The organism is Kineococcus esterisolvens (assembly GCF_050871405.1).
GTDB lineage: Bacteria > Actinomycetota > Actinomycetes > Actinomycetales > Kineococcaceae > Kineococcus.
In genome coordinates this window covers 1-24,439 of sequence record NZ_JBJLRI010000030.1, presented here as the reverse complement: position 1 = coordinate 24,439, position 24,439 = coordinate 1, and the positions used below count along the sequence as shown (strand labels likewise).

The 24,439-nt window shown below is 73.9% G+C and carries 19 protein-coding genes; 12 read left to right on the top strand and 7 right to left on the bottom strand.

Going from position 1 to position 24,439, the window contains the following annotated elements; translation table 11 throughout:
- Positions 1-58: 58 nt before the first annotated feature.
- Genes ACRYR8_RS11285 through ACRYR8_RS11270 form a run of 4 tightly spaced genes read right to left on the bottom strand, consistent with a single transcriptional unit; the run spans position 59 to position 7,156 of the window.
- Positions 59-1,045, bottom strand: a complete 987-nt coding sequence (locus ACRYR8_RS11285; protein ID WP_242123462.1) for a carbohydrate ABC transporter permease — start codon at positions 1,043-1,045, stop codon at positions 59-61.
- Positions 1,042-2,340, bottom strand: a complete 1,299-nt coding sequence (locus ACRYR8_RS11280; protein ID WP_432484631.1) for an ABC transporter substrate-binding protein — start codon at positions 2,338-2,340, stop codon at positions 1,042-1,044. The genes ACRYR8_RS11285 and ACRYR8_RS11280 overlap by 4 nt, the downstream gene beginning before the upstream one ends.
- On the bottom strand, positions 2,337-3,701 hold the full coding sequence (locus ACRYR8_RS11275) for a cellulase-like family protein (RefSeq protein WP_432484630.1): 1,365 nt from the start codon (positions 3,699-3,701) through the stop codon (positions 2,337-2,339). Before ACRYR8_RS11275 ends, ACRYR8_RS11280 begins: the two co-directional genes overlap by 4 nt.
- Positions 3,698-7,156, bottom strand: coding sequence for a DUF5107 domain-containing protein (locus ACRYR8_RS11270; RefSeq protein ID WP_432484629.1), 3,459 nt, complete (start codon positions 7,154-7,156; stop codon positions 3,698-3,700). Before ACRYR8_RS11270 ends, ACRYR8_RS11275 begins: the two co-directional genes overlap by 4 nt.
- Before the next feature lie 106 nt (positions 7,157-7,262).
- Between ACRYR8_RS11270 and ACRYR8_RS11265 the strand changes: the two genes are divergently transcribed.
- From ACRYR8_RS11265 to ACRYR8_RS11230, 8 genes are all read left to right on the top strand, one after another.
- Positions 7,263-8,132 carry a helix-turn-helix domain-containing protein gene (locus ACRYR8_RS11265; protein WP_432484628.1) on the top strand — a complete coding sequence of 290 codons (870 nt, stop codon included), beginning with the start codon at positions 7,263-7,265 and terminating at the stop codon, positions 8,130-8,132.
- A gap of 253 nt (positions 8,133-8,385) precedes the next feature.
- Complete coding sequence (locus ACRYR8_RS11260; RefSeq protein ID WP_374115801.1) at positions 8,386-9,105, top strand: GntR family transcriptional regulator; 720 nt, start codon at positions 8,386-8,388, stop codon at positions 9,103-9,105.
- Between the two features lie 83 nt (positions 9,106-9,188).
- Entirely contained in the window at positions 9,189-10,916 is a 1,728-nt protein-coding gene (locus ACRYR8_RS11255; protein WP_432484627.1) for a GH39 family glycosyl hydrolase, read from the top strand.
- On the top strand, positions 10,913-11,767 hold the full coding sequence (locus tag ACRYR8_RS11250) for an aldo/keto reductase (RefSeq protein ID WP_432484626.1): 855 nt from the start codon (positions 10,913-10,915) through the stop codon (positions 11,765-11,767). The genes ACRYR8_RS11255 and ACRYR8_RS11250 overlap by 4 nt, the downstream gene beginning before the upstream one ends.
- Positions 11,768-11,780: 13 nt before the next feature.
- A complete protein-coding gene (locus ACRYR8_RS11245) occupies positions 11,781-12,767 on the top strand; it encodes a carbohydrate ABC transporter permease (protein WP_432484625.1) in 987 nt (328 codons plus the stop codon).
- Positions 12,764-13,663, top strand: coding sequence for a carbohydrate ABC transporter permease (locus ACRYR8_RS11240; RefSeq protein ID WP_242123479.1), 900 nt, complete (start codon positions 12,764-12,766; stop codon positions 13,661-13,663). Before ACRYR8_RS11245 ends, ACRYR8_RS11240 begins: the two co-directional genes overlap by 4 nt.
- A 50-nt stretch (positions 13,664-13,713) precedes the next feature.
- Positions 13,714-15,159, top strand: coding sequence for an ABC transporter substrate-binding protein (locus ACRYR8_RS11235; RefSeq protein ID WP_432484624.1), 1,446 nt, complete (start codon positions 13,714-13,716; stop codon positions 15,157-15,159).
- 84 nt (positions 15,160-15,243) lie between these two features.
- The gene (locus ACRYR8_RS11230) at positions 15,244-16,008 is read left to right on the top strand and encodes an SDR family NAD(P)-dependent oxidoreductase (RefSeq protein WP_432484623.1); all 765 of its coding nucleotides are present in this window, start codon (positions 15,244-15,246) and stop codon (positions 16,006-16,008) included.
- A 27-nt stretch (positions 16,009-16,035) separates the two neighbouring features.
- Here the strand turns inward: ACRYR8_RS11230 and ACRYR8_RS11225 are convergent, their stop codons facing one another.
- Together ACRYR8_RS11225 and ACRYR8_RS11220 are read right to left on the bottom strand one after the other, a co-directional pair.
- Positions 16,036-17,826, bottom strand: coding sequence for an ABC transporter ATP-binding protein (locus ACRYR8_RS11225; RefSeq protein ID WP_432484622.1), 1,791 nt, complete (start codon positions 17,824-17,826; stop codon positions 16,036-16,038).
- Complete coding sequence (locus tag ACRYR8_RS11220) at positions 17,823-19,730, bottom strand: ABC transporter ATP-binding protein (RefSeq protein WP_432484621.1); 1,908 nt, start codon at positions 19,728-19,730, stop codon at positions 17,823-17,825. Before ACRYR8_RS11220 ends, ACRYR8_RS11225 begins: the two co-directional genes overlap by 4 nt.
- A gap of 185 nt (positions 19,731-19,915) precedes the next feature.
- Here ACRYR8_RS11220 and ACRYR8_RS11215 point away from each other — a divergent pair, with 185 nt between their 5' ends.
- Together ACRYR8_RS11215 and ACRYR8_RS11210 are read left to right on the top strand one after the other, a co-directional pair.
- The gene (locus ACRYR8_RS11215) at positions 19,916-20,545 is read left to right on the top strand and encodes a nucleotidyltransferase domain-containing protein (RefSeq protein ID WP_432484619.1); all 630 of its coding nucleotides are present in this window, start codon (positions 19,916-19,918) and stop codon (positions 20,543-20,545) included.
- On the top strand, positions 20,542-20,952 hold the full coding sequence (locus tag ACRYR8_RS11210) for a hypothetical protein (RefSeq protein ID WP_432484617.1): 411 nt from the start codon (positions 20,542-20,544) through the stop codon (positions 20,950-20,952). The genes ACRYR8_RS11215 and ACRYR8_RS11210 overlap by 4 nt, the downstream gene beginning before the upstream one ends.
- A gap of 125 nt (positions 20,953-21,077) precedes the next feature.
- Here ACRYR8_RS11210 and ACRYR8_RS11205 read toward each other — a convergent pair whose 3' ends face one another.
- Complete coding sequence (locus ACRYR8_RS11205; RefSeq protein WP_459078902.1) at positions 21,078-21,905, bottom strand: EamA family transporter; 828 nt, start codon at positions 21,903-21,905, stop codon at positions 21,078-21,080.
- A 156-nt stretch (positions 21,906-22,061) separates the two neighbouring features.
- On the opposite strand from ACRYR8_RS11205, the gene pdxR reads away from it, so the two are divergent.
- Together pdxR and ACRYR8_RS11195 are read left to right on the top strand one after the other, a co-directional pair.
- Positions 22,062-23,516: a MocR-like pyridoxine biosynthesis transcription factor PdxR gene (pdxR, locus tag ACRYR8_RS11200; RefSeq protein ID WP_432484615.1), complete on the top strand. Its 1,455-nt coding sequence runs from the start codon at positions 22,062-22,064 to the stop codon at positions 23,514-23,516.
- Positions 23,517-23,578: 62 nt separating this feature from the next.
- Positions 23,579-24,301, top strand: a complete 723-nt coding sequence (locus ACRYR8_RS11195) for a GntR family transcriptional regulator (RefSeq protein WP_432484613.1) — start codon at positions 23,579-23,581, stop codon at positions 24,299-24,301.
- The last annotated feature ends 138 nt before the right edge of the window (positions 24,302-24,439 follow it).

Genomic DNA, 24,439 nt, shown 5'->3' with positions numbered 1-24,439 from the left:
CGCCGTGGCCGCCGCGGTCGCGGTGTGGCGGCGCTGCCGGGGGCGAGGGTGGTGGCGGTCACGACTGCTCCTCCGCGCGGGCCTGGCGAGCCAGGTAGGTGATGATGAAGCCGATCGCCAGGACGAAGATGACGACCGCGATCGCCGAGGCGTAGCCGAGGTTCCCCGACGTGAACGCCTGCTGGAACATGTACGTGCTCAGCAGCTGCGTCGTGTTGTAGGGACCACCACGGGTCATCGCCCACACGATGTCGAAGGTGCGCAGCGAGTCGATGACGGTGACCGCGAAGACCACCGTGTTCACCCCGCGCAGCTGCGGCATGACGATGTGCCAGAAGCGTTGCCAGGCGCTCGCGCCGTCGACCGCCGCGGCCTCCTCCAGCGTCGCGTCGCAGCCCTTCAGCCCGGCCAGGTACAGCACCATGATGTAGCCGACCTGCCGCCACACCGCGGCCACGAGGATCGCCGCCAGCGCCACGTCCGGGTCGGCCAGCCACTGCCGCTGCAGCGAGCCCAGCCCCACCGCCTCCAGGCCGGCGTTCACCGGGCCGCCCGGCTGGTACATGACCCGCCAGAACAGGCCGGTCACCGCCATCGAGACGACCATCGGCAGGTAGATCGCGCTGCGGTAGAAGCCCACCCCGCGGCCGGGCTTGTTGAGCGCCACCGCCAGCGCCAGGCCGCCCACCACGGACAGGACGCCGAAGCCGAGCACCCAGAGCGCGTTGTTGGTCAGGGCCGTGCGGAAGATCGGGTCCTCGGCCAGGTCGGTGAAGTTCTGCAGGCCCACGGGCTCGGCCGGGCTGATGCCGTCCCAGCGGGTGAGCGAGAGGGAGAAGGAGTTGGCGGCCGGCCAGAAGACCCAGAACAGCTCCACCGCCAGCGGCAGCAGCAGGAAAACCCACACCAGCAGCGGCACCCGCCGCAGCCGGGCGCCCAGCGAAGGGCCGCCCGGCCGGGCGGGGCCGCGGGCGCCGCTGGCGGGACGGGGGCCGTCGGGCCCCCGCCGCGCCGGCCGCGCCGCGGCCCTCACGTCGCTGCTCACTGCCCGAAGACCCCCTCCGCGGCCCGCTGCCACTCCTCCAGGATCCGGTCGCGCGAGCCCGGGTCGGCGAGGAACTGCGTCAGCGCGGTGTCTGCCGTCGTCTGCAGCGCGTCGGAGGAGTCGCGGTTGAAGAACTGGGTGATCTCCTCCGTGGAGTTGAGCAGCTCGATGCCCTTCTGAACCAGCGGGCTGAACTGCGAGGTGTCGACGTCCGGGGACGTCGGCAGGTTGGAGGACCCGGACTGCTCGATGAAGGCCTGCTGCTGCTCCGGGGCGGCCAAGTAGGACAGGAAGGCGATCGTGGCGTCGGGGTCGGAGGTGCCGGCCGCGGCGAAGTAGCCGTCCGTCGGGGCCTCCTCGGCCGTCGGCACGTCCGGGTCGATCACCGGGACGGAGAAGAAGTCCAGGTCGTCGCGCTGGTCCTCGGGGAAGTACTGGGTGACGAAGGCACCGATGAGGTACATGCCGGCCTGGTCCTGCGCCATCGGCACGGACGCGTCCTGCGCCGAGTACGAGCCCATGTTCGGGTCGAAGTAGGGGATGAGCCGCTCGTACTGCTCCATGACCGCGACGACCTCCGGGTCGGTGAAGGAGTGCTCCCCGGCCAGCAGTTCGCGGTGGTACTGCGCCCCGTTGATGCGCAGGTCCAGGTAGTCGAACCAGCCCGACGCCATCCACGGGGTGGAGCCGATGCCGTTGGCCAGCGGCGCCACACCCTGGCCGGAGAGGTTCTCGCACAGCGCGAGGAACTCGTCCCACGTCGTCGGCGGCTGCACGCCCCAGCGCTCGAAGGCGCTCTTCTTGTAGAAGACCGACCACCAGTAGTAGTTGGTGGGGACGAAGATCTGGGTGCCGTCGTCGGCGCTGGACAGGTTCTTCAGCGCCTCGGAGAAGCCCGCGCACGCGCCGTCGCCCTCCCACATGCTCGACACGTCCAGCAGCAGGCCCTGGGCGGCGTAGTCGCGGGCCACCGACCCGGCGTACCAGCTCATGACGTCCGGCGGGTCGTTCGAGCGCAGGTAGTTGGTCAGCTGGGCGCGGAACTGCTCGGTGGCGACCGAGTTCATCGTCACGTCGCCGTCGTAGCTCTGCACGATCGCCTCGAGGGCGGCCTTGGGGGCGGTGTCCTGGATGGAGTTCTGGAAGACGATGCCGCCGCCGCCCCCTCCACCGCCGGCGGCCGCGCCGCCAGACCCGCCGGAGCCGCTGGTGCCGACGCAGCCGGTCAGCAGGCCGGCGCCGCCGAGGCCGGCCGTGGCCGCGAGCAGGCTGCGCCGCGAGAGTCGGGAGTTCATCGTCGAACCTCCTGTGCGCCGTCGTCGGCGCGGTCGTGGTGGGTGGTGCCAGGCTGATCGGGCTGATCGGGCTGATCGGTGGGGGTGGTGCCGGTCAGGAGGGCCGCGCACTCGCGCTGCAGGGCGACGTCGGCCCACATGCTGTGCTGCGGCGCGGCGTTGGAGCAGACCACGGCGCCCCACGCACCGAGGCGGTGCGCCTCGCGCACGGCGCGGCGGCACAGTTCCGCGCCGACCGGTCCCTCCTCGAAGCGCCCGCGCTTGGGGGTGTAGCCGACGTACCCCTCGCCCAGCACCAGCGGGACCCCGCGCGCCGCGGCCCAGTCGGCGGCCACCTCCAGCCACAGCGTGAGCTTCTGCTCCACCGCCAGGCGGTGCTCACCCCAGCGCTCGTACAGCCAGCGGTCGAAGGCCTCCGGGTCGCACCAGTCGTGCACGTACACCTCGGGCAGCGAGACGACCGTGGCGTCCAGCTTCCAGGCGTTGTCCTCGCCCGGTCCCCAGTCGGCCACCTCGGGCGCGCCCGGGCGCAGCAGCGGGGCCGCCCGCTCGCGGGAGAACTCCTCCACCGGCCCGCGCAGGCCGAACACGTCGATGAGCTCCTGCAGGTTGCCGTAGGCGTAGGGGTGTACGACGAGGACCTCGGCGCTGGGCGGGACCGCGCTCAGCGCGCCGACCGGCACCCCGGCGTAGTTCACCGTGCACAGCCGGTCGGGGTGGCGCTGCTTGAAGCGGCGGATCCCGCGCTCCAGCCTGTCCGTCAGCGCCGGCACCGCCGCCTCGCCGCGTTCCACGCCCAGGCCGTCGACGAGGAAGCCGATCTGGACCTCGTTGTGCAGCTCGGTGAACAGCACCCGCTCGTCCAGGCCCTCGGCCACCAGCAGGTCGATCAGGTCGGCGTGCGCGTCGGCCAGCACCTCCGCGCGCTCGTCGGGGCCCACCGCGTGCAGGGCCTCGTACCAGTCCGGGTCGAGCGCGAACGACGGCGACTGCTGGTACTCCCAGCTGGAGACGATGACGTGCACGCCGTGGCGCTGCGCGGCGCGGAAGAACGCCAGCGTGTGCTCGCGGGCGTCGATCGTCGTCTCGTGCGCCACGTCGTACCAGCGCACGCCCTGCCCGTACTCCCCGCCGAGCGGACCGAGCCGCAGCGCGGAGGTGTCCACGCCGGAGCGGAACAGCAGGAACGGCATCGCGCAGATCCGCACCGCGTTGTAGCCGCGCTCCACCGCCTGCGCGAAGGCGGCGTCGAGGTCCTCGAACGGCTCGCCCGGCCCGGTGCGCACGTACCAGGAGAAGTCCCACAGGCTGATGACGAGCTTCTCCGGCGCACCGGCCGGCAGGCTCCGCGTCGCGGTCACCGGGCCACCTCCTCGATCCGGGTGACGGGTCCACCGGGCACGGCGGCGGGCGCGGTGTCGGGCTCGGTGGCGGGCACGCCCAGCAGCTGCGGGTGGGTGGCCAGGGCGTGCGCCAGGTCGGCCGCGTGCCGGCTGGTGGCCAGCCGCGGGTCGGCCAGCAGTTCGCGGGCGCGCCCGGCGTCGCCGTCCAGCAGGGCCAGCTGCGCGTCGAGCACCACCACCCGACGGTCGCGCACCACGAGCGGGTCCTCCTCGAACAGCAGCAGGTCCGGCAGCGAGGTGGCGAAGTAGTCGACCACCGGCGCCGCCGCGGCGAACGCGTCGCGGAAGCGGCGCAGCGAGGCGGTCAGCGGCCCGTCGTCGCGGCCCAGCCGGCGCAGCGCCAGCACCGAGGAGAACGTCGCCTCGCTGTGCTCCTGCGTGCTCATCCCCAGGAAGTCCCCGCGGTGCTCGGCGGCCGCCTCCCACGCCGCGCGCGCCGCGCCCGCGTCGCCGGTCGCGGCGAGCGCGTCGCCCAGCAGCAGGTGCAGCTGCGCCGTCGCCGCGAGCGGGTGCCGTGCCTCGCCCAGGCACGCCGGGCTGTCCAGCGCCGCCCGCAGGTGCGCCACGGCTGCGGCCGGGTCGTCCGCGAGCGCCTCCAGGGCCAGGCGGGTCCGGGCTCGCTCCCACGCGGAGAGCACCTGACCCTCCCCGCCCTCCCACGGTTGGAACGTGCGGGTGGTCAGCAGCTGCACGGCCCGCGCCGCGCCGCCGGTGCTGACCAGCAGGTGCGCGACCTCCACGAGGGCGTCGTCGCGCTGCTCGGCCAGGTCCCAGCGATCCCGCCAGCGCGCCAGCCGCTGCTGCGGGGTCAGGCCGCGCAGCGCGTCCAGCTGGTCCACCTCGAAGCGCAGCCGCGCCTCGTCCGGGGCGGCCTCCTCCGCCCGCGCGTACGCCGCGCGGGCGGCCTCGAGGTCGCGGTGGTCGTTGACCAGCGCCAGGCCCAGGTTGCGGTGCGGCACCGGGTCGCCCGGTGTGCCCGCCGCGCCGGCCCGCCAGTCCGCGACGGCGTCGGCGTGCCGGCCCGCCGCGTACAGCCAGTGCCCGCGCAGGGTGCGGGCCCGCGGGTCGGCGGCCGAGGCGCTCAGCGCGGCCACGTCCTCGCGGCGGCCGGGGAAGCACCACGTGGTGTCGCGCGCCGCGGCGTCGGCGCGCGCAGCGGCCGCCTGCGCGGTGCGGCCGAGCCGGTCCAGCACCAGGGCCCGGTGGTGCGCCAGCAGGGGGCCGGCCGCCGGTTGCCCCGCCGCGCGCAGCGGCTCGCGCTCCTCGGCCTCGTCGAGGACGCGCAGCGCGTCCTCCAGCTCCCCGGCGCCGGCCAGCTCCAGCGCCACGTCCAGGCAGGTCTGCGCGTCGGCGCTGGCGGGCAGGCCGTCGAGGTGGCGCAGCCACGCGTCCAGCGGGTCCAGGGCGCGCGCGGCGGCCAGCACGTCCTCCGCGTCGGACGCGGCGGCGCCGAGCCGCCGCCGGCACACCACCTCCAGCGCGGCGGCCTGCAGGTGCTCCGGCTCCACCCGGCGCACGTCGGCCAGCCGGTGCAGGGCGGCCTCGGTGCGCCCGGCGCGCGCGTCCAGCCGCGCCATCCGGTACCCGGCCGGTCCCCGCCACGCCCGCGCCCACGACGCGCGCCCGTACGCGTCGTAGGCGTCGTCCTCACGCCCGCGGGCCTCCAGGACCACGCCCAGCAGGTACAGCGCGGTGGTGTCCCGCGGCGTGGGGTGGCGGGAGGTCAAGCGGTCCACCGCGCGGCGCAGCAGCTCCTCGGCCTCCTCGTCCAGGCCGGCGCGGTAGGCGCGCACCGCCAGGCCCACCAGGCTCGGCACGTGCCCGGGGTCGCGGGCCAGCGCCTCGCGCCAGTACGGCTCCGGGGAGCGGGTGGCGTGCCGGTAGAGCTCCAGGTGCTCGGCGGTCAGCGCCAGCTCCTCCACGCTCGCCACCTCCCGCGGCGCGGGAGGTTCGGTGGCGGGGCCGGGGACCTCCCCGATCCCCGCGCGCTCCTCGGCGGTGCTCCAGCGCACCAGCTCCCGGCCCTCGTGGACGACCGAGACCTCCACGTCCGGCGACCCCGCCCCGTCGGCCGGCACCTCGTGCACGCGCAGCAGCGCCGCCGAGGGGTCCAGGTCGACCGTCTCGCTCGCCACGACCCGCCCGCCGGCGCGCAGCTCCACCCGCACCCCGGCACGGGGGCGGGTGACGACGACGGCCAGCCGGACGCGTGCGACACCCTCCTCGCGGCGCAGGCTGACGGCCGCGTCGACGCTCGCCCGGTCCAGCGGGCCGCTGTGCCGCACCGGGTACCAGCACTGGGTGAACACCTTCGTCTCCCCGGGCGCCAGCACCGAGAAGTCCGGCTGGTTGTCGGTGAACACCCCCGCCATCAGCTCCACGTAGTGCGCGCCGTCGTCGGAGAGGTTCGCGTCCCACGCGTGCCCGAAGGGGGAGTTCCCCCACGTCCACTGCTTCTTGCCGACGGCGACCTGGTGGTCGGCGACGTGCACGAACCCCACCCCGCGGGCGTGGTCGTAGCCGCCGAAGAAGTCCTCCCGGCTGCCCAGGCACATGTACGACGTCGGCACGGGGATCGTGCGGTACCAATCGATCCGGTCGCCCGTGCCGCGCGCGCCGTCGGCAGCCGTGAACACCTCGCCGGCGCGGGCGGGGTAGTCCACGCCGTAGTAGTGCCGGTCCGCGGCCGGGTAAGCGGTCACGGCGCGCTTGGCGTGGTCGGCCACCACCGTCACGTCGTGCGGGAAGAACGACTGGTAGTCCTCGTCGACGCGGGCGGCGACGTTGGCCCACCACAGGAACGACTGCGGCAGTTCGGTGCGGTTGGCCAGGCGCACCTCGAGCTCCAGCACGGAGCTGCCCGGGCGCAGCCGCAACGCGTGCGTGCCGCGCATGCGGGTGAACGGGTCGTGGTCGGAGCAGCGCACCACGACCGCGCCGTCCTCCTCGGTCACCGCCTCCCAGTCGGTGGGCAGGTAGGTCGCCGGTCGGTGGTGCTGAGGCCAGTTGAACTCCACGCCGCCGGCGATCCACGGGCCGGCCAGTCCCACCAGGGCGGGTTTGACCACGGGGTTGGCGTAGAAGAGGTCCACCCCGCTGGTGCGGTCGCGCACCACGTGCACGCGCCCGCCCAGCTCGGGCAGCACCACCACGTGCAGCCACTCGTTCTGCAGGTGCACCGCCGTCCAGGCGTGCTCGACGGGGTCGGTGGCGATGCGGTGGTGGAACGGCAGCGGGTACACCCGCCCTGAGGAGCCCTGGTAGACGCGGCGGTCCAGGTAGGCGGGGAACACCTCCGGCGGCAGCGGGTGGTAGGTCGGCAGCGTCAGCGGCGCGCTCCAGACCGCGGCCGGGGCGTCCGCCAGGGCGGCGGGCCGGGCCGGCAGGCCGAGCTGCGTCTCGTCGTCGAGCATGCGGTGACGGTAGGCCGGTGATCACCGCGGCGAGAAGAGACGATCCGACGCTGCCACCTGGACGATCCGACGGTCAGGACCACCCGGACGGCGCTAGCGTCACGGCGTGCGCATCCGCGAGGGGTTCCCCGGGCAGCGGCTGCGGGTCCTGCCCGCCGACGTCGCCCGCGCCGCGGCCGCGTCCGGGCCGACGTCCCGGCTGCTCGTCACCGACGCCGGGTACTTCCCGCACGCCCACCACCACGGCCGCACGCGCCGTCGGGGCGCCAGCGGCACCGTCGTCATCGTGTGCGTGGGTGGGCGCGGCTGGTGCCGCACCGCGGGCGGCGAGGTGGCCGTCGCCGGCGCGCAGGCCCTCGTGCTGCCCGCCGGCCTGCCGCACACCTACGGCGCCGACGACGCGCACCCCTGGACGATCTGGTGGCTGCACGCGGCCGGTCCCGACGCCCTCTCCTTCGACCGGCAACTGGGCGGGGACCCGCCGCGCCCCGCGGTCGTCGACCTGCACGACGTGCTGGAGGTGCAGCGCGACGTCGAGCGCGTGGTGGAGCACCTGGAGACCGACGAGACCGGCCCCACCCTGCTGCGCGCGGCCGGCGCGGCGTGGTCGGTGCTGGCGCAGGTGACCGCCGACGCCGCCGCCGGCAGCCCCGAGCGGCGCGAGCCCGTGCGCCAGGCCCAGGAGCACCTGCGCGCCCACCTCGACGCCCCCGTCTCCGTCGCCGCCCTGGCGCGCGAGGCGGGGCTGTCCACCTCGCACTTCACCGCGCTGTTCCGCGCCGCGACCGGGGGAGGGGTCGTCGAGTACGCCAAGCGGCTGCGCATGGCGCGCGCCTGCGAGTTGCTGGTGACCACCGACCTGCCGGTGGCCGAGGTCGCCCGGTGCGTCGGCTACGCCGACCCCTTCTACTTCGCCCGGCACTTCCGCGGCGTGCACGGGTGCAGCCCGACGGTGTTCCGGCGTCGGGAGGAGTGATCGGGCGGGGCTGTCAGGCCCGCCCGGCGTTCCGCCGGATCAGGAGTGCTGCGCCGTCGGGTCCGGCCCGGGGTGGTGCAGGCGGAGGCGTCGTTGTCCGGCGCACCGAGCAAGAACCGAAAACCACCTTGACCGTCGATCGTGCACGATCTACGGTCTACGACATCAGCTCACCGACGAGCCGATGCTGAGGAGGTGCTCGTGTCCCCGCCCGGTCCGCGATCTCTCAACCCGTCCGAAGGGCCTGTCTACGATGGTGCTCGTGGAGCCGACGACGACGCGACGCTCACTGGCGTCGAGCCGGCAGATGCTCGCCGACCACGTGTACGACGCCGTCCTCGACCTGCTGATCGACGGCGAGCTGAAGGCCGGGCAGGCCCTGGGCATCGACGGGCTCGCCCGCGAGTTCGGGGTGTCGCAGACACCGGTGCGCGAAGCGCTGGCGCGGCTGGAGTCCACCGGGCTCATCCGGCGCGTCGCCCTCAAGGGGTACCGGGTCGCTCCTGTGGCCACGCCGGAGGAGCTGGTGCGGCTCATGCAGGCGCGGCTCCTGCTGGAGCCGGCGCTCGCGGAGCTGGCCGCGCACCACCTCACCCCTGACGTCCTCGAGCAGCTCGAGCAGGCCGTGCACGACTTGGCGACCGCACCCCTCGGGCCGTCGTTCCACGAGTTCCGGCAGTACTGGGAAGCGGACGAGCGCTTCCACCGCATCATCGCCGAGGCGACCGGCAACGAGTTCCTCCTCGGTGCCTACACCGCCCTCGGCGGGCAGATCCAGCGCTTCCGCCTCTTCGGCGGCGGGGGCGTCACCGACTCCGACCACTGCGTCGCCGAGCACACCCGCGTCCTCGAGGGGCTGCGCACCGGCGACCCGGCCACGGCCCGCGCGGCCATGGCCGCCCACATCACCGAGGCGCGCGACCGCGCCCTGCAGGCGTACGAAACACCCGGCACCGCCGCCGCGGAAGCCTGACCACCGCACCCCGCGCACGACCCCCGGCGGTACCGACCGTCCTCCTCGCGCCGCTGCGAGGCCACCCAGCCGAGAGGCCCCCCGTGTCCACCGACACCGCTGCCCACAACCCCGGGCTGTCCACCGACCACAACCACTTCCCGCGCTCCGCGCCCAGCGACCCGTCCGCGCCGCACGTCACCAGTGCGACCGTCACCGTCGACGCGTCCAGCGACCGCGGTCCGCTCACCCGCATCTGGGAGAGCATCGGGTACGACGAGATCAACTGGACGTACACGCCCATCGGCAAGCAGCTCCTGCGCACCTTCGCGGAACTGTCGCCGCGGCCGTTCCACGTGCGCCCGCACTACGTCTTCTGCTCCGGCACCGGGTTCGGGATCCCCCACTGGGGCAACGGGAACGTCTACCACGAGGACGCCGACGGGAACCCGCACTACGACTTCACCATCGTCGACCAGACGTACGACGCCATCGTCGGCGCCGGCCACCACGTCCTCGTCGAGCTCGCCTTCACCCCGCGCGACCTGCTCCCGCCCGAGGCGGACGAGCTGAAGGTCGTCTCCAGCCCCACCGTCTACAGCAACTACGAAGCCGGCGCGTGGGCGTACCCGCCGAAGGACTACGAGAAGTGGCGCGGGCTCGTCGCCGCGCACGCCCGGCACTGCCTGGAGCGCTACGGCGCCGAGGAGGTGCGCACCTGGCTGTGGGAGCTGTGGAACGAGCCCGACATCTTCTACTGGAAAGGCACCACCCAGCAGTTCTGCGACCTCTACACCGTCACCGCCGAAGCCGTCCGCAGCGTCCTGCCCGACGCCCAGGTCGGCGGACCGGCCGTCACCGGTGGCGGGGTGCAGTTCATGCGCGACTTCCTCACCCACACCTCCACGAACGACGTCCCCCTGGACTTCGTCTCCTTCCACACCAAGGGCTCCGCGTTCACCCCCTGGCGGGTCTACGGCCCCACGGGCGGCCCGGCACCGGAGAAGCAGAACCCCTCGGCGCACAAGATGCTCTTCGAGATCCGCCGCATGCTGCGGGTCATGGCGGAGTTCCCGCAGTACCACGGCCTGCCCGCCATTGTCGACGAGTGCGACGCGGGTGTCCCCGCCCACTACAGCGTCTACGACAACGCCAACTTCCAGTTCCAGAACACCGAGTACTACCCCGTCTTCCAGGTCAAGCTGTTCAAGAAGATCCTCGACCTCAACGACACCGAGACCGCCACCGTCACCCAGGCCACCTCGTGGAGCTTCTACTTCGAGGGCGAGCGCTACTTCGAGGGCACCCGCGCCTTCCTCACCGCCGGCGGCGTCGAGAAGCCCTTCCTCAACGCCTACCGGATGGTGTCCCGGCTCGGCGGGCGGCGCGTCGACGCCACCTCCACCGCCGCCAGCGACCCGGCCGAGCTCGACGCCGGTGACGGGCGCAGCATGGGGGAGGAGGTCGACGTCCTCGCCTCCTCCGACGCCGCCGGCCGCGTCACCGTCCTCGTCTGGCGGCACACCGACGACCAGTACCGGACCGACGAGGCCGCCACCCCCGTCGACGTCCGCATCACCGGTCTCACCGCGGCGGAGTACTCCGTCAGCCACTTCCGCATCGACGCCGACCACAGCAACGCCCACACCGCGTGGGTCGCCCAGGGGAGCCCGCAGGACCCGACGCCCGAGCAGCTCGCCGCCGTCAAGGCGCGGCAGGGCCTCGAGGAGCTCGAGCCGGCCCGGTCGGTGACCCCCCGGGACGGCGCCGTCCAGCTGGACGTCACGCTCCCGCTGCCGTCGGTGTCCATGCTCGTCCTGGAGCCGAAGTGAACCGCACCGGGGTCAGCGACGTCGCCGACATCGCCCTGAACAACGGCGTCACCGTCCCCCAGCTGGGCCTCGGGGTGTTCCAGGTCCCCCCGGAGGAGGCGCAGCGCGTCGTCGAGGAGGCGCTGGAGGTCGGCTACCGGCACGTCGACACCGCCGCCGCCTACGTCAACGAGGCCGGTGTCGGGGCGGCGCTGCGGGCGACGGGCCTGCCGCGCGACGAGGTGTTCGTCACCTCCAAGCTGCGCAACGGCGACCAGGGGTACGACGAGGCGCTGCGGGCCTACGCCGACACGTGCGCACGCCTCGGGGTCGACGCGCTCGACCTCTACCTCGTGCACTGGCCCAACCCGTCCGCGGGCCGCTACGTCGACAGCTGGCGCGCCCTGGAACGCCTGCACTCCGAGGGCGCCGTCCGCGCCGTCGGGGTCTCCAACTTCCTGCCCACCCACCTCGACGACCTCGCCGCCGCCACGGGGCTCGTGCCCGCCGTCAACCAGGTCGAGCTGCACCCCACCTTCCAGCAGCGCGACCTCGTCGAGGACAGCCGGGACCGCGGGATCGTCGTCGAGGCCTACTCGCCGCTCGGGCAGGGCGCCGACCTCGACGCACCCGCCGTGCTCGCCGCGGCCCGCGCCCACGACGCCACCCCCGCCCAGGTCGTGCTCGCCTGGCACCTGCAGCGCGGGCACGTCGTCATCCCCAAGTCCAGCCGCCGCGACCGGCTGGAGGAGAACCTGGCCGCCGCCGGTGTCCACCTCGACGACGACGAGGTCGACGCCATCACCGCGCTCGAGCGCGGGCACCGCATCGGTGGCGACCCCGCCACCTTCGCCCTCAGCCAGATCCGTTAGGAGGTCCACCTCGATGGCGAGATCCCTCACCTCCGAGCCCGCCCTCGCCGCCGCGCCGCCGCAGGGGAAGGTGCTGCGGACACCGCCGAAGGGCCAGCGCGTCGGCACCCGCAAGCAGACGCTGTGGATCTGGCTGTTCCTGATGCCGACGATCGTCCTGTACGGCGCCTACACGCTGTACCCGATCGTCGCGAGCTACTGGTACTCCCTCGTGGAGTGGAACGGCTTCCAGGCCGAGCAGCGGTTCGTCGGCATCTCCAACTACCGCGCCGTCATCGCCGACCCGGCGTTCTGGTCGTCGGTGAAGATCACGCTGGTGTTCATGCTGCTCGTGGCGCCGGCACGCATCCTGCTCAGCCTGCTGCTCGCCATCGCCCTGAACTCGCCCAAGCTGCCGTTCCGCAACCTGTTCCGCACCGTCTACTTCCTGCCCGTCGTCACCACCACGGCCATCGTCGGTGTCGTCATGCAGTTCGTGTTCGACCCCAGCAGCGGCCCGGTCACGAGCATGCTGCGCCTGGTGGGCGTCGAGCAGGGCGTCGACTTCCTCGGCGACTCCGGCACGGCGCTCACCACCGCGGCGGCCGTCTACGTCTGGAAGTTCTTCGGCATCACGATGGTGTACTGGATGGCCGCGCTGCAGACCATCCCGTCCGAGCTGTACGAAGCGGCGCGCATCGACGGCGCCGGGGCGTGGCACATCTTCCGGCACATCACCCTGCCGCTGCTCACCCCGTTCCTGCTCATCATCACCGTGCTCACCGTGGAGGACACCTTCCACGCCTTCGACCTCATGCAGACCATGACCGGCGGCGGGCCGTTCTTCTCCACCGAGATCATCGAGATCTACATCTACCGCTGGGCGTTCAGCGCCTCCATCCCGCAGCTCGGCTTCGCCTCGGCGGCCGCCGTCCTCTTCGGGGTCCTCGTCATGGTCGTCGGCGTCCTGCAGGCCTGGGCGCTGTACGCCGGCCGCAAGAGCAGGAGGGAGCTGTCGTGACCACCACCACCCCCGCCACCAGCAGTCGACCCGTCAGCGCCCCGCCACGCACGTCCCTCGCCCGGCGCGCCGCCCACCGCGCCCCCTGGTGGATCGCCGTCCTCTTCCTCGCGGGCGTCGCCGTCCTGTGGGTCTACCCGTTCGTGTGGATGGTGTCGGCCTCCCTGAAGAGCTCCATGGAGGTCTTTACCGCGGGCCTGACGCTCATCCCGGAGGACTTCGCCTGGGAGAACTACAGTCGGGCCTGGACCGACGCCGGCTTCGGCCGGTACATGATCAACACGGTGATCGTGACGCTCGCGACCGTCGCCATCGTCGTCGTCCGGTGCGCGCTGTGCGGGTACGTGCTCGGGCGGTACTCGTTCCGCGGGTCCAAGCTCATCATCGGCATCCTCATCGCGACCCTGTTCGTCCCCACCGGGTACACCATCATCCCCGTCGTCAAGCTCTCCATGGAGCTGGGGCTGCTGAACTCGCTGACCGGCATGGTGCTGGCGCTGGCCGGGGCGTCGAACGTGTCGGCCATCCTCATCTACGCCGGGTACTTCCGCCAGCTCCCCAAGGAGCTCGAGGAGGCCGCCGTCGTCGACGGGGCCGGGTTCCTGCGGGTCTTCTTCCGCATCATGCTCCCGCTGTCCATGCCCGTCACCGCGACGGTCGGGCTCCTGACCTTCCTCTTCACCTGGAACGCCTTCTTCCTGCCCCTCGTCTTCTCGTTCAGCCGCCCCGAGCTGCGGACGCTCAGCGTCGGCATGCAGGCGTTCGTCGGGGAGAACGCGACCGACTGGTCCGGCATGGCCGCCGCCGGCGTCGTCTCGATCCTGCCGATCGTCGCGCTCTTCCTCTTCCTCCAGCGCTTCTTCGTCGAAGGCATCGCCGGAGCCGTCAAGTCCTGAGCACCACCCGCACCACCGTTCCGAACCACCGTCTCGATGAGGAGATCGCCATGGCACACGTCACCCGCCGCTCGCTGCTGGTCGGCAGCGGTGCCCTGCTCAGCACCGCAGCGCTCGCCGCCTGCGGCGGAGGAGGGGAGAGCGCCGGCCCCGGGCCCAGCGGGTCCCTGCGCTGGTGGGACCACTTCAGCGCCCTGCAGAAGTTCCACGCCGACTGGGCCGCCCAGCAGTCCCAGGACCTCGGCAAGCAGGTGGAGTACACCTACAACGACGTCTCCCGCTCCGCCGAGGCCCTGCAGCTCGCCAACCAGAGCAACCAGCTGCCCGACGTCTACTCCAACGTGCTGGACCTGCCGCTGTCCGCCCTCGTCGCCGAGGGGTGGGTCCACGAGCTCCAGCTCAGCGACGAGGCGCTGGCGAGACTGCCGGAGGGCTCGCTCACCGAGGGGATCACCAGCCTCGACGGCAAGGTGTACGGCCTGCCGCTGTTCACCTCCCAGCAGTACGCCGCCGCGCACTGGTTCAACACCGACATCACCACCGCCGCGGGCCTGGACCCCGACGACCCGCCCACCACGTACGACGAGTACCGCGCTGCTCTGGAAGCCATCAAGGCGAAGGGCGACGGGGCCGCGCCGATGATCCTCGCCCTCGGCGGGACCGCCCGCATGCGCGAGCAGATCGACGACCTCGCCCAGGTCGCCGGGTTCCCCGGGTTCCAGGGCATGAAGTACGCCACCGGCGAGTACGCCTACGACGACGACACCTACGTCAACGCCATCGAGTTCTGGAAGGAGCTCAACGACTCCGGCCTCATCCTCGCCGGCAGCGGAGGGCTCACCGTCGCCGATGCCCGCAGCCGCTGGGGGGCGGGTGTGGCCGGCTTCTTCCCCGACGGCCCCTGGTGCGCCGGTGGCGTGAAGAACGTCGCGCCGGCGTTCGTGGAGAAGCTGGGGGTCGGGCCGATCCTCGTCCCCGAGGCCGGCACCCCCGTCGTCACCTACCGGGGTGCGCCCGGGGCGCAGTTCTTCGTCGCCGGGTCCTCCGCCGACCCGGAGGCGGCGAGCCGGCTCGTCGAGTCCATGACCACGACCGAGTACCAGGCCGGCCTGGCCGGCGGCATGGACCAGCCCCCGCTGGACCTGTCCGTCGTCCAGGACGCCGACGTCGTCGAGCCCTACCGCAAGCTCGCCGGCTGGTTCGAGGAGACCGTGCGGCGCGGCCCCGAGGCCGTCGTCGCCAACCCGCAGATCGCGCAGGTCGAGGCGGCGTCGAAGCCCATCAGCCCCCACCTCGGCGACATCGTCCAGGGTTACCTCGGTGGGGACATCACCGACCTGCGCGGGGCCCTGAAGTCGCTCAGCGACGCGTTCTCCGCGGACCGGGAGCAGGCCATCGCCACCGCGACCGCCGCCGGTGCGCAGGTGTCGTTGGACGACTACGCGTTCCCCGAGTGGGTGCCGGGGCAGGACTGGACCCCGCCGGCCGCCGGCTGACCGGCCGCGCGACGCGCAGCACCCGCCGGCCGGGCGGACCGCGCCCGGCCGGCACCACCGAGAGAACCGCCGAGGAGATCGCTGATGACCGTCCCGTTCCCCGCCGCGCGCACCGCCGTCGTCACCGGTGTCGGAGCACCCCGCGGCATCGGCCGCGTCGTCGCGCGCAGGCTGGCCCGCGAGGGCTGGAGCCTCGCGCTCGTCGACGTCCGGCCCGACGGCGTCTCGGAGATCGCCGACGAGCTCAGCGGCACGACCGACGTGCTGGGCGTGCCCGCCGACATCACCTCTCCCGTGGAGGTCCGGGCGGTTTTCGACCGCGTCGACGACGCGCTGCCGCCCGTCGTGGGCCTCGTCAACCTCGCCGGCACCGCCTGCCCGACACCCCTGCTGGAGCTGACGGTGCAGGAGTGGAACACCAGCTTCGCCGTCAACGCCACGGGGTCCCTGCTGATGATCCAGGAGGCCGCGCGGCGGATGGCCGCCGTCGGGGTCGGCCGCATCGTCAACACCTCCTCGATCACTGCCCTCGACGGCGGCGGCACGTTCTCCAAGACCGCCTACGCCGCGTCGAAGGCCGCCGTTCTCGGGCTCACCAAGGGCGCCGCCCGGGAACTGGGCCCGCTCGGCATCACCGCGAACGTGCTGCTGCCCGGCCCCGTGGACACCGACATCATGGGTGGGCAGCTCACCGAGGAACGCAAGGCGGGGATGGCCGCGGGCATCCCGGTGGGGCGTGTCGGCCAGCCGGACGACATCGCCGCGGCCGTCTCCTTCCTGCTCGGTGAGGAGGCCGGGTACGTCAACGGTGCCAGCTTCCAGATCGACGGGGGCAAGCTCATCCACTGACGCGGATCAGCGCTCCACCCAGCGTCGTCAGGCGTGCTGCGCCGTCCACGCCGCGTGCAGCCGCGAGTACGGCCCCCCGGCGTTCGCCAGCTCCACGGCCGGCCCCACCTCCACGACCCGTCCCGAGTCCACGACCACCACCGTGTCCGCGGCCTCCGCCGTGGAGAGCCGGTGCGCGATCGCCACGGACGTCCGCCCGCTGAGCACCCCTTCCAGCGCCCGCTGCAACCGCACCTCGGTGGCCGGGTCGACGGAGGACGTCGCCTCGTCCAGCACCAGCAGGTCCGGGTCCGCCAGGTGCGCCCGCGCGAGCGCGACGAGCTGCCGCTCCCCGGCGGAGAGGCGCTCACCGCGCTGGCCGACGGGGGTGTCCAGCCCGTCGGGCAGCCCGTCGAGCCAGCCCGCCAGGCCGAGGTCCTCGAACGCCGCCCGCACGTCCTCCTCCGTGGCGCCGGGCTTCCCGCGGCGCACGTTCTCCCCGACGGTGGCGTCGAAGAGGAACCCCTCCTGCGGAACCGCGACGACGCGGCGGTGCAGTTCCCGGCTGGGCAGGTCGCGCGCGTCCACACCGTTCAGCAGCACCCGCCCGGAGGCGGGGTCCACCAGGCGGGTCACCAGCCGGGCGAGGGTCGTCTTGCCGGAGCCGGTCTCTCCGACGACGGCGGTGCGCGAACCCGCGGGCAGGTGCAGGGTGACGCCGGTCAGGACGACCTTGTCGGTGCCGGGGTAGGTGTAGGCGACGTCCTCGACGCGCACGTCCACCGGCCCCGCCGGCAGTTCCTTCACGCGTTCCTTCGGCGGTTCGGGGACGGTGACGGGGGTGTCGATGAGGTCGACGACGCGGCGCCAGCCGGCGAGGGCGTTCTGCAGCTCGTTGAGCACCTCCGTCGCGGCCTGCACCGGCCCCACCCACAGCTGCGCGAGGAACAGGAACGCCAGCAACCGCCCCAGGGTGATGTCGCCGTCGACGCCCAGCAGGGTGCCGACCACGATGACGAGCGCCACCACGAGCCCGGAGACGAACACGCCGGTGGTGAACGTCGCCGCGGTCGCCACCTGCGCCTTCACGGCCTGCTTGCGGTGCGCCTCCACGGCCGCGTCGACGGTGCGGCGCGAGCGCGCCTCGGCGGCGTGCGCACGGATCACGTCCGCCCCCACGACCGTCTCGGAGACCGCGGCGAGCATCTCGCCCATCCGCACCCGCACCCCGGCGTACGCCTGCGCCACCGGCCGCTGCAGCTTGTTGCGGACGAGGACCAACGGCACGAAGCAGCCGAGCACCACGAGCGCCAGCTGCCACGAGTAGACGAACATCACCGCCGTCGCCAGGACCACCTGCCCCAACGAGAGCACCAGCACCAGCATGCCGGTCTGCAGGAACGTGGAGATCGTGTCCACGTCGCTGGTGACGCGGCTGACGAGCGCGCCGCGCCGCTCCCCGGACTGGGTGAGCACCGCCAGGTCGTGCACGTGGCGGAACGCGCGGGTGCGCAGGCTCGCCAGCCCCGCCTCGGTGGCGCGGAACAGCCGCACGTTCACCACCCACGCCGTGACCACGGTGAGCAGCACGACGACGGCCGCGATCGAGCACAGCACCGCGACCCTGCCGACGTCCGGCCCGCCGGGGCCCATGACGCCGGTGTCGACGGTCTGCTGCACCGCGATCGGCACGACGAGCTTGCCGACCGTCGTGGCCGCCGCGATGGCCAGGGTGACGCCCAGGCCCTCGGCGATCTGCGGGGTCAGTTCCCGGGCGCGGTGCAGCACCCCGCCGCGGTCGGGGGAACCGGCCGCCGCCCCGATGGTGGTCGCGCTCACGCCATCCCCGCCTTGTTCGCCGCTTCGTCCGCCCGGTCGCGCGCCGCCCGCGCGTACGCCGTCACCAGGTCCCGGTAGCCCGCGTCGCGGGCCTCGACCTCCGCCGCCGGCCCGCGGTCCACGACCCGGCCGCGTTCCAGGTGCACCACCTCGTCGGCCAGCGCGATCGTCGCCGGCCGGTACGCCACCACCACGACCGTCGTGCCGGAACCCGACGAGGCCAGCCCGTCCAGCACCGCCCGCTCCACCGCCGGGTCCAGGGCGCTGGTGGCGTCGTCCAGGACCAGCAGCCGCGGCTTGCGCACCAGCGCCCGAGCCAGCGCCAGGCGCTGCCGCTGCCCGCCCGACAGGGTGGAACCGCGCTCACCGACCAGCTCGTCCAGGCCGCCCGGCAGGGACTTCACGAAGTCCTCGGCGCGCGCCAGGCGCAGCGCCTCCCACACGTCGTCGTCGTCCACGCGGCGCTCGGCGGGCACGTCGTCGGCGTCCAGGCCCAGGGCGATGTTGCCGCGCACCGTGTCGTCGAACACGAACGTCGACTGCGGCACCAGTGCCGCCGCGCCCGCCACCTCGCCGGCGGCCAGGTCGCGCACGTCCACCCCGTCGAGGAGCACCTGCCCGGACGTGGGGTCGACCAGGCGCACGAGCATCCCCGCCAGCGTCGACTTGCCCGACCCGGTGCCGCCCACGACCGCCACCGTCGTCCCGGCCGCCACGTCGAGGGTGACGTCCGCGAGCGCCGGGGCGGCCTCGCGCCGGGGTGCGGGTGCCTCGTCGCGGCGCACGAACTGCCCGGGGACGTCGGGGCGTTCGGCCAGCGGGTCGGTGGCGGGGGCGGGGTGGCGGTAGGTGAGGTCCTTCGCCGCGACCGCCAGGGGACCGGTGCCGGGAGCGGGGCGGTCCCCCCACGGGGTCGTCGCCTCCTCCTGCAGCACCGCCTGCACGCGCGCGTCCCCGGCGACGGTGCGCGGCAGTTCCGACAGCAGCCACCCGAAGGAGCGCACCGGGAACGCCAGCAGGCCCAGCAGGTACGCGATCTGCACGAGGTCGCCGACGCCCACCGCCCCGTTCGCGGCGCGGACCGTGCCGACCACGAGGACCGCGAGGGTGCCCAGGTTCGGCAGGGCGTCGATCACCGGGTCGAACGTGCCGCGGGTGCGGCCGGCCGCCACGTTCGCCGCGCGCAACCGGTCGGCGTCGCCCGCGAACCGCTCCACCTCCTCGTCGGCCAGGCCGAGGGTCTTCACGACCAGCGAGCCCTCGAAGCTCTCGTGCGCGGTGGCGGAGACCTCCCCGCGCAGCTGCTGCACGCGCGTGACCCGCGGGGACATGCGCCGCTGGTAGACGACGTTCGCGGCCACCAGCGCCGGCAGCACCAGCAGCCCCACCGCCGCCAGCACCGGGTCCGCCGCCGCCATCGCCACGCCCGCCACCGCGATGAGGACGACGACGCCGAGCGCGAACGGCAGGATGAACATCGCCTGCCAGGTGGCCTCCACGTCCGAGCTGGCCGTCGCCAGCAGCCGCCCCGCCGGGTGGGCGTGGTGCCACGACAGCGGCAGCTCCAGGTAGCGGCGCGCCAGCGAGCGGCGGTAGCGCGCCTGCAGGGCGAACGCGACCATGCCGGCCCAGATGCGCCGCACGAGGATCGCCGCGACCGTCACCACGGTGACGGCCATCAGCGTCGCCCCGGCCAGCCACACGTCCGCCGTGCTGACCGCCTCGCCGGAGCCGGTGACGGCGGGCACGACGACCCGCTCCGTCACCCGCCCCACGAGCCAGCCGCTGGCGGCGGTGCCCACGCCGTACAGGGCCGAGCCGATGATCGCGATGGTGAAGAGGCGTGGCTCTTCCCGGGCGCCGCGGGCCATGGTGCGCATGCCGCTGACGAAGGTGCCGCTCACTGGATGAAGCCTGGCACGGGTGCGTGCGCGGTGCTGGATGAGGCTTTCCCGATCACGAGGGCGAGCCGGTCGCGGAGCGCCTCGGCTCGGGGACGCTGGTGCTCGGTGAAGTCCAGCCGCTGGTGGGGCTCTCGACCACCTCGGCTTGACCACTATTCCAGTCACTTGACTCTTATAGTGAGCACATGGATCTGGGGCAGCCGGTGCGAGCTGTCGTGCCGTCCTTGGACGGCCCGGTGCTGACCGTCTTGGCGGGCCTCGCCACTCCGATCTCCGGGCGGGAGGTCGGCCGCCTGGTCGGAACGGCGTCGCCGGCCGGCGTGCAGCGGGTCCTGACCCGCCTCGCGGCGGAGGGGGTCGTCCACGCCGAGCGACGCACGAACACCGTGTACTACAGCGCGAACCGCGAGCACCTGGCGTGGCCGGCCGTGGAGGTCCTCGCCGGTCTGCGCCGAGAGCTCCTGGGCCGGATCGCAGAACGGGTGCAGGCGTGGTCCGTGCCGGTGCACACGGCGGCGGTGTTCGGTTCTCTGGCCCGTGGCGAGGGGAACATCGACTCCGACGTCGACCTGCTGCTCGTGCGCGCCGACGACCTCACCGGCGAGCAGTCGCAAGTGTGGGAGGAACAGGTGGACGCGCTGGTCACCGCGGTCCAGGCGTGGACCGGCAACCGGGCGCAGCCGTACGACATCTCCGTGCAAGAGCTGCGTGCGCACGTCGACGCCGGTGAACCGATCGTCCAGTCCTGGCAGCGAGAGGCCATCACCCTCGCCGGTCGGGACGTCACCGCGGTCCTGCGCAGCGTGGCGCGGTGAGCCCCGCCGGCCGCGTCAACGCCTGCTCGCCCGCCGAGGGCCGTGTCCGGTTGGAGCAGGCCCGAGCCTTCCTCGAAGTCGCCGAGCTGGTCCTCGACGAGGCCGACGACGGCCTCGCGACCCCGCAGGTCGCCGCGTCGCTCGCCGTGCTGTGCGGCATCGCTGCGTCCGACGCCGTGTGCTGCGCGCGCCTCGGGCAGCGTTCCCGCGGCCAGGACCACCGTCAAGCCGTCGACCTGCTGTCCGCCGTGCGACCTGACGGTCCAGCGATGGCGAAGGACCTGCGACGGCTGCTGGAGATCAAGGATCAGGCCCACTACGCCGCCACGATGGTCTCCCCACCGCGAGCAGAGCAGGCCGTCCAGTGGGCCCGTCGGCTCTACGACCTGGCTGTCCGCATCGGCTGAGCAAGCGGTACTGCTCGTCGACGACGGCTCGCCCCCGCGCCCTCCCGGCTCGACCGAGTCTCGGTTATCAAGGAAGTGACAACTTCCTTGATCACCGAAGGGGAGTGGGGAGCGGGTCGGGGGCGTCACCGCGGGGAACGCGGTGCGAGACCCAGCACCAGCCCGCCGGCCACCACCGCGACCCCCGCCCACACCACCGCTCCGGGCACCGCCCCGCCCAGCAGCACCCCGCTGCCCGCGGCTGCCACCGGCGCCACCCCGGTGAGCAACCCGGCCCGGCCCGCGCCGAGGCGCCGCACGGCGGAGTACCAGAGCACGAACGCCACGGCGGTCACCCCGACGGCGAGGTGGGCGACGGCGAGCAGGTCCGCGGCCGTGAGGGCGAGCACGGCGGACGGGCCGTCGACGAGCACGGCGAGCGCGCCGAAGCCGAGCGCCGCCAGCCACGTCGCGTGCACGGACACGCCCCACGCGCCGTGCCGGGCGAGCACCGGCACGGCGAGCAGGGTGAAACCCGCCTCGCAGGCCAAGACGAGCAGCGCCCACGCCAGCCCGGTGGTGTCGCTGCGGCCGAACCCCTGCACGAGCACCGCCCCACCGGTGACGACCGCGGCCGCCGCCACGGCGCGGGTTCCCGGCCGCCGCCGTTCCAGCAGCGGCCCGATCAGCGCCAGCAGCAGCGGGACCCCGGCCACGGCGACGCCGAGCACCACGGGCTCGGCGTGCGCGGCGCCGCGCACCAGCGCCACGTTGAACACCATCAGCCCGACCGCGCAGACCCCCACCAGCCAGGCCCACTCCGCACCGTGCGGGCGGTGCAGGCGCTGCCCGCTCGCGCGGGCGGCGGCGAGCAGCAGGAGGGACGCCGCCGCGTAGCGCAGCGCCTGCACCGTCCACAGCGGCGCGTCGCCCAGCGCACCCGACACGGCGGCGCTGCTGCCGACCAGGGCCATCGCGGCCGTGCCGGTGAGCACCGCGGGCCACCGACGGGCGGGGGCGGGGCCGGTGGGCAGAGAGCGCGCGGGGGAGGCGGGAGCAGTCACGGGTGGGATGCTGACCGTGCGTTGGACCGGTCGACAGGTCCGATCGCGACCGGGCCGAGTGGACCGATGAGGGGAGCGCCGGTGGACGGGCTGGGCGCCGACTTCCTGTCCCTCGACGTGCGCTGCGTGCCGCGCGGGCGGATCACCGACGAGCTGGTGCGGCGCCTGCGGGCCGCGATCACCGCGAACCGCCTCGCACCGGGCGACGCGCTGCCGCCCACCCGGGTGCTCGCCGGTGAGCTGGGCGTCTCGCGCGGCGTGGTCGTCGAGGTGTACCGGCGCCTCGCCGACGAGGGGCTCGTCGGCGCCCGCACCGGCTCGGCGACGCGGGTGCTGGCGGGTGCGGTCCCCGCTGGCCCCGCCCCGACCGGCCCGCCGGCGGACCCGGTGTTCCCCGCGGAACCCCCGCGGCTGCCGCTGCGCACGACGAACGTGGAGTTCGACCTGGCGCCGGGCGCTCCGGACCTGGCGGCGTTCCCGCGCGCTGCGTGGCTGCGCGCCGAGCGCACCGTGCTGCGGGACGCCACCAGCGCCGACCTCGGCTACGGCGACCCGCGCGGCCACCTCCGGCTGCGGGCGCAGCTCGCCGGGTGGCTCGCCCGAACCCGCGGGATGCGGGTCGGCGCCGACGACGTCCTCGTGGTCGCGGGCGTCGCGCAGTCCCTCGCGCTGCTGGCGCAGTCGCTGCACGCCCGGGGTGCGACGCGGATCGGCGTGGAGGACCCCGGGGCGCGCGGTGCTCGCGAAACCCTGGCGCACTGGGGCCTGCAGCTCGAACCCGTCCCGGTGGACGGGCACGGCGCATGCGTCGACGCGCTCGCGCGCAGCGGGGTGGAGGCGGTGCTGCTCACGCCCGCGCACCAGTTCCCCACCGGGGTGGTGCTCGCGCCGCAGCGCCGCCGCGAACTGCTGGAGTGGGCGCGCGCCGGGAACCTCGTCGTCGAGGACGACTACGACGCCGAGCACCGCTACGACCGGGCGCCCGTCCCCGCGCTGCACGCCTCCGCCCCCGAGCACGTCGCCTGCACCGGCAGCACCTCGAAGACCCTGGTGCCCGGTGCGCGCATCGGCTGGCTCGTCGCACCGCACCGGTTGCGGGCGGACCTGGTGGCGGCCAAGCACGCCGCCGACCTCGGCAACCCCGCTCTGCCGCAACTCGTCCTCGCCGAGCTCATCGCCGCCGGCGACCTGGAACGCCACGTGCGGCGGGTCCGCGCCCGCCAGCGCACCCGCCGGGACGCGCTGCTGGCGGCGCTGCACCGCCACCTGCCCGCGGCGCGGGTCGAGGGGGTCGCGGCCGGGTTGCACCTGCTCGTGACGCTGCCGCACCGCGAACCCGGCAGCGACGTGGAGATCGCCGTCCGTGCCGCCGAGGTGGGGGTCCTCGTGCACCCGTTGTCGTGGCACCGGGTGCGGCCGGGGCCGCCGGGGTTGCTGCTGGGGTACGCGGCGACCACGCCCGACGGGTTGCGCGAGGCGGTGCGGCGGATCGCTCCGCTCGTCACCGCCGCCCGTCCGTGACGTAACACGAGCGTCACAGCGGTTAACCGGGCTGAAAGATGGATGCAGCAATGTATCCAGGCATGGACACAGCAGCGGCTCCCGTTCGGGGCCGCAAGGAGCCGGCCCGGGCGCGCGTGTACCGCGAACTGCGCGACGAGGTCATGACGGGCCTGTGGTCGCCGTTCGAGCCGCTGACCGAGGAGCGCATCGCCGATCGCATGGAGGTGTCGCGCACCCCCGTGCGCGACGCCCTCGCCCGCCTGGAGGCTGACGGGCTCCTCGTGAAGCGGGGGAGCACCCTCTTCGTCTACACCCCCAGCCACTCCGAGCTGACCGGGTTGTACGAGCTGCGGATCACGCTGGAGCGGCGCGGCGTCGAACGTGCCATCGAGGACCCCACCGTCAAGCACGACCGCGCGGTCCTGGAGCCGGAACTGCACCGGTGGTGCTCGATGCGGGAGCAGCCTCCCGCACCGGACGCCGGGTTCGTCACCCACGACGAGCAGTTCCACGTCACGCTGCTGCGCTCGGCCGGCAACGAGCAGCTCGTGCAGGCGCTGACCACCGTCAACGGGCGCATCCGCTCGGTGCGCATGCACGACTACCTCACCGAGGACCGCATGGCGGCGACGATCGCCGAGCACGTCGAGATCGCCGAACTCGTCCTCTCCGGCCGCCTCCCCGCTGCGCTGCAACGCCTCCGTGAGCACGTCGGAGCGTCACAACAGGTCGTCATGGCCCGCGCCGCCCAGTCCCTCGCCATGACCCGCATGGCCCGCGACCACCAGGAGCACCACTCGTGACCACGCCCCACCCCTCGCCCACCCGGGGGGGGGGGGGGGGGGGGGGGGGGGGGGGGGGGGGGGGGGGGGGGGGGGGGGGGGGGGGGGGGCGGCGCCTGGTGGTGGGGGGTGGGGCGGTGGGGGGGGGGGGGGTGGGCG

Excerpts from the sequence above, each read along its gene's own strand:
- ACRYR8_RS11280 (WP_432484631.1), bottom strand. The coding sequence starts at position 2,340 with ATGAACTCCCGACTCTCGCGGCGCAGCCTGCTCGCGGCCACGGCCGGC.
- ACRYR8_RS11270 (WP_432484629.1), bottom strand. The coding sequence starts at position 7,156 with ATGCTCGACGACGAGACGCAGCTCGGCCTGCCGGCCCGGCCCGCCGCC.
- ACRYR8_RS11260 (WP_374115801.1), top strand. The coding sequence starts at position 8,386 with ATGGTGCTCGTGGAGCCGACGACGACGCGACGCTCACTGGCGTCGAGC.
- ACRYR8_RS11245 (WP_432484625.1), top strand. The coding sequence starts at position 11,781 with ATGGCGAGATCCCTCACCTCCGAGCCCGCCCTCGCCGCCGCGCCGCCG.
- ACRYR8_RS11235 (WP_432484624.1), top strand. The coding sequence starts at position 13,714 with ATGGCACACGTCACCCGCCGCTCGCTGCTGGTCGGCAGCGGTGCCCTG.
- ACRYR8_RS11230 (WP_432484623.1), top strand. The coding sequence starts at position 15,244 with ATGACCGTCCCGTTCCCCGCCGCGCGCACCGCCGTCGTCACCGGTGTC.
- ACRYR8_RS11215 (WP_432484619.1), top strand. The coding sequence starts at position 19,916 with ATGGATCTGGGGCAGCCGGTGCGAGCTGTCGTGCCGTCCTTGGACGGC.
- ACRYR8_RS11205 (WP_459078902.1), bottom strand. The coding sequence starts at position 21,905 with ATGGCCCTGGTCGGCAGCAGCGCCGCCGTGTCGGGTGCGCTGGGCGAC.
- pdxR (WP_432484615.1), top strand. The coding sequence starts at position 22,062 with ATGAGGGGAGCGCCGGTGGACGGGCTGGGCGCCGACTTCCTGTCCCTC.
- ACRYR8_RS11195 (WP_432484613.1), top strand. The coding sequence starts at position 23,579 with ATGGACACAGCAGCGGCTCCCGTTCGGGGCCGCAAGGAGCCGGCCCGG.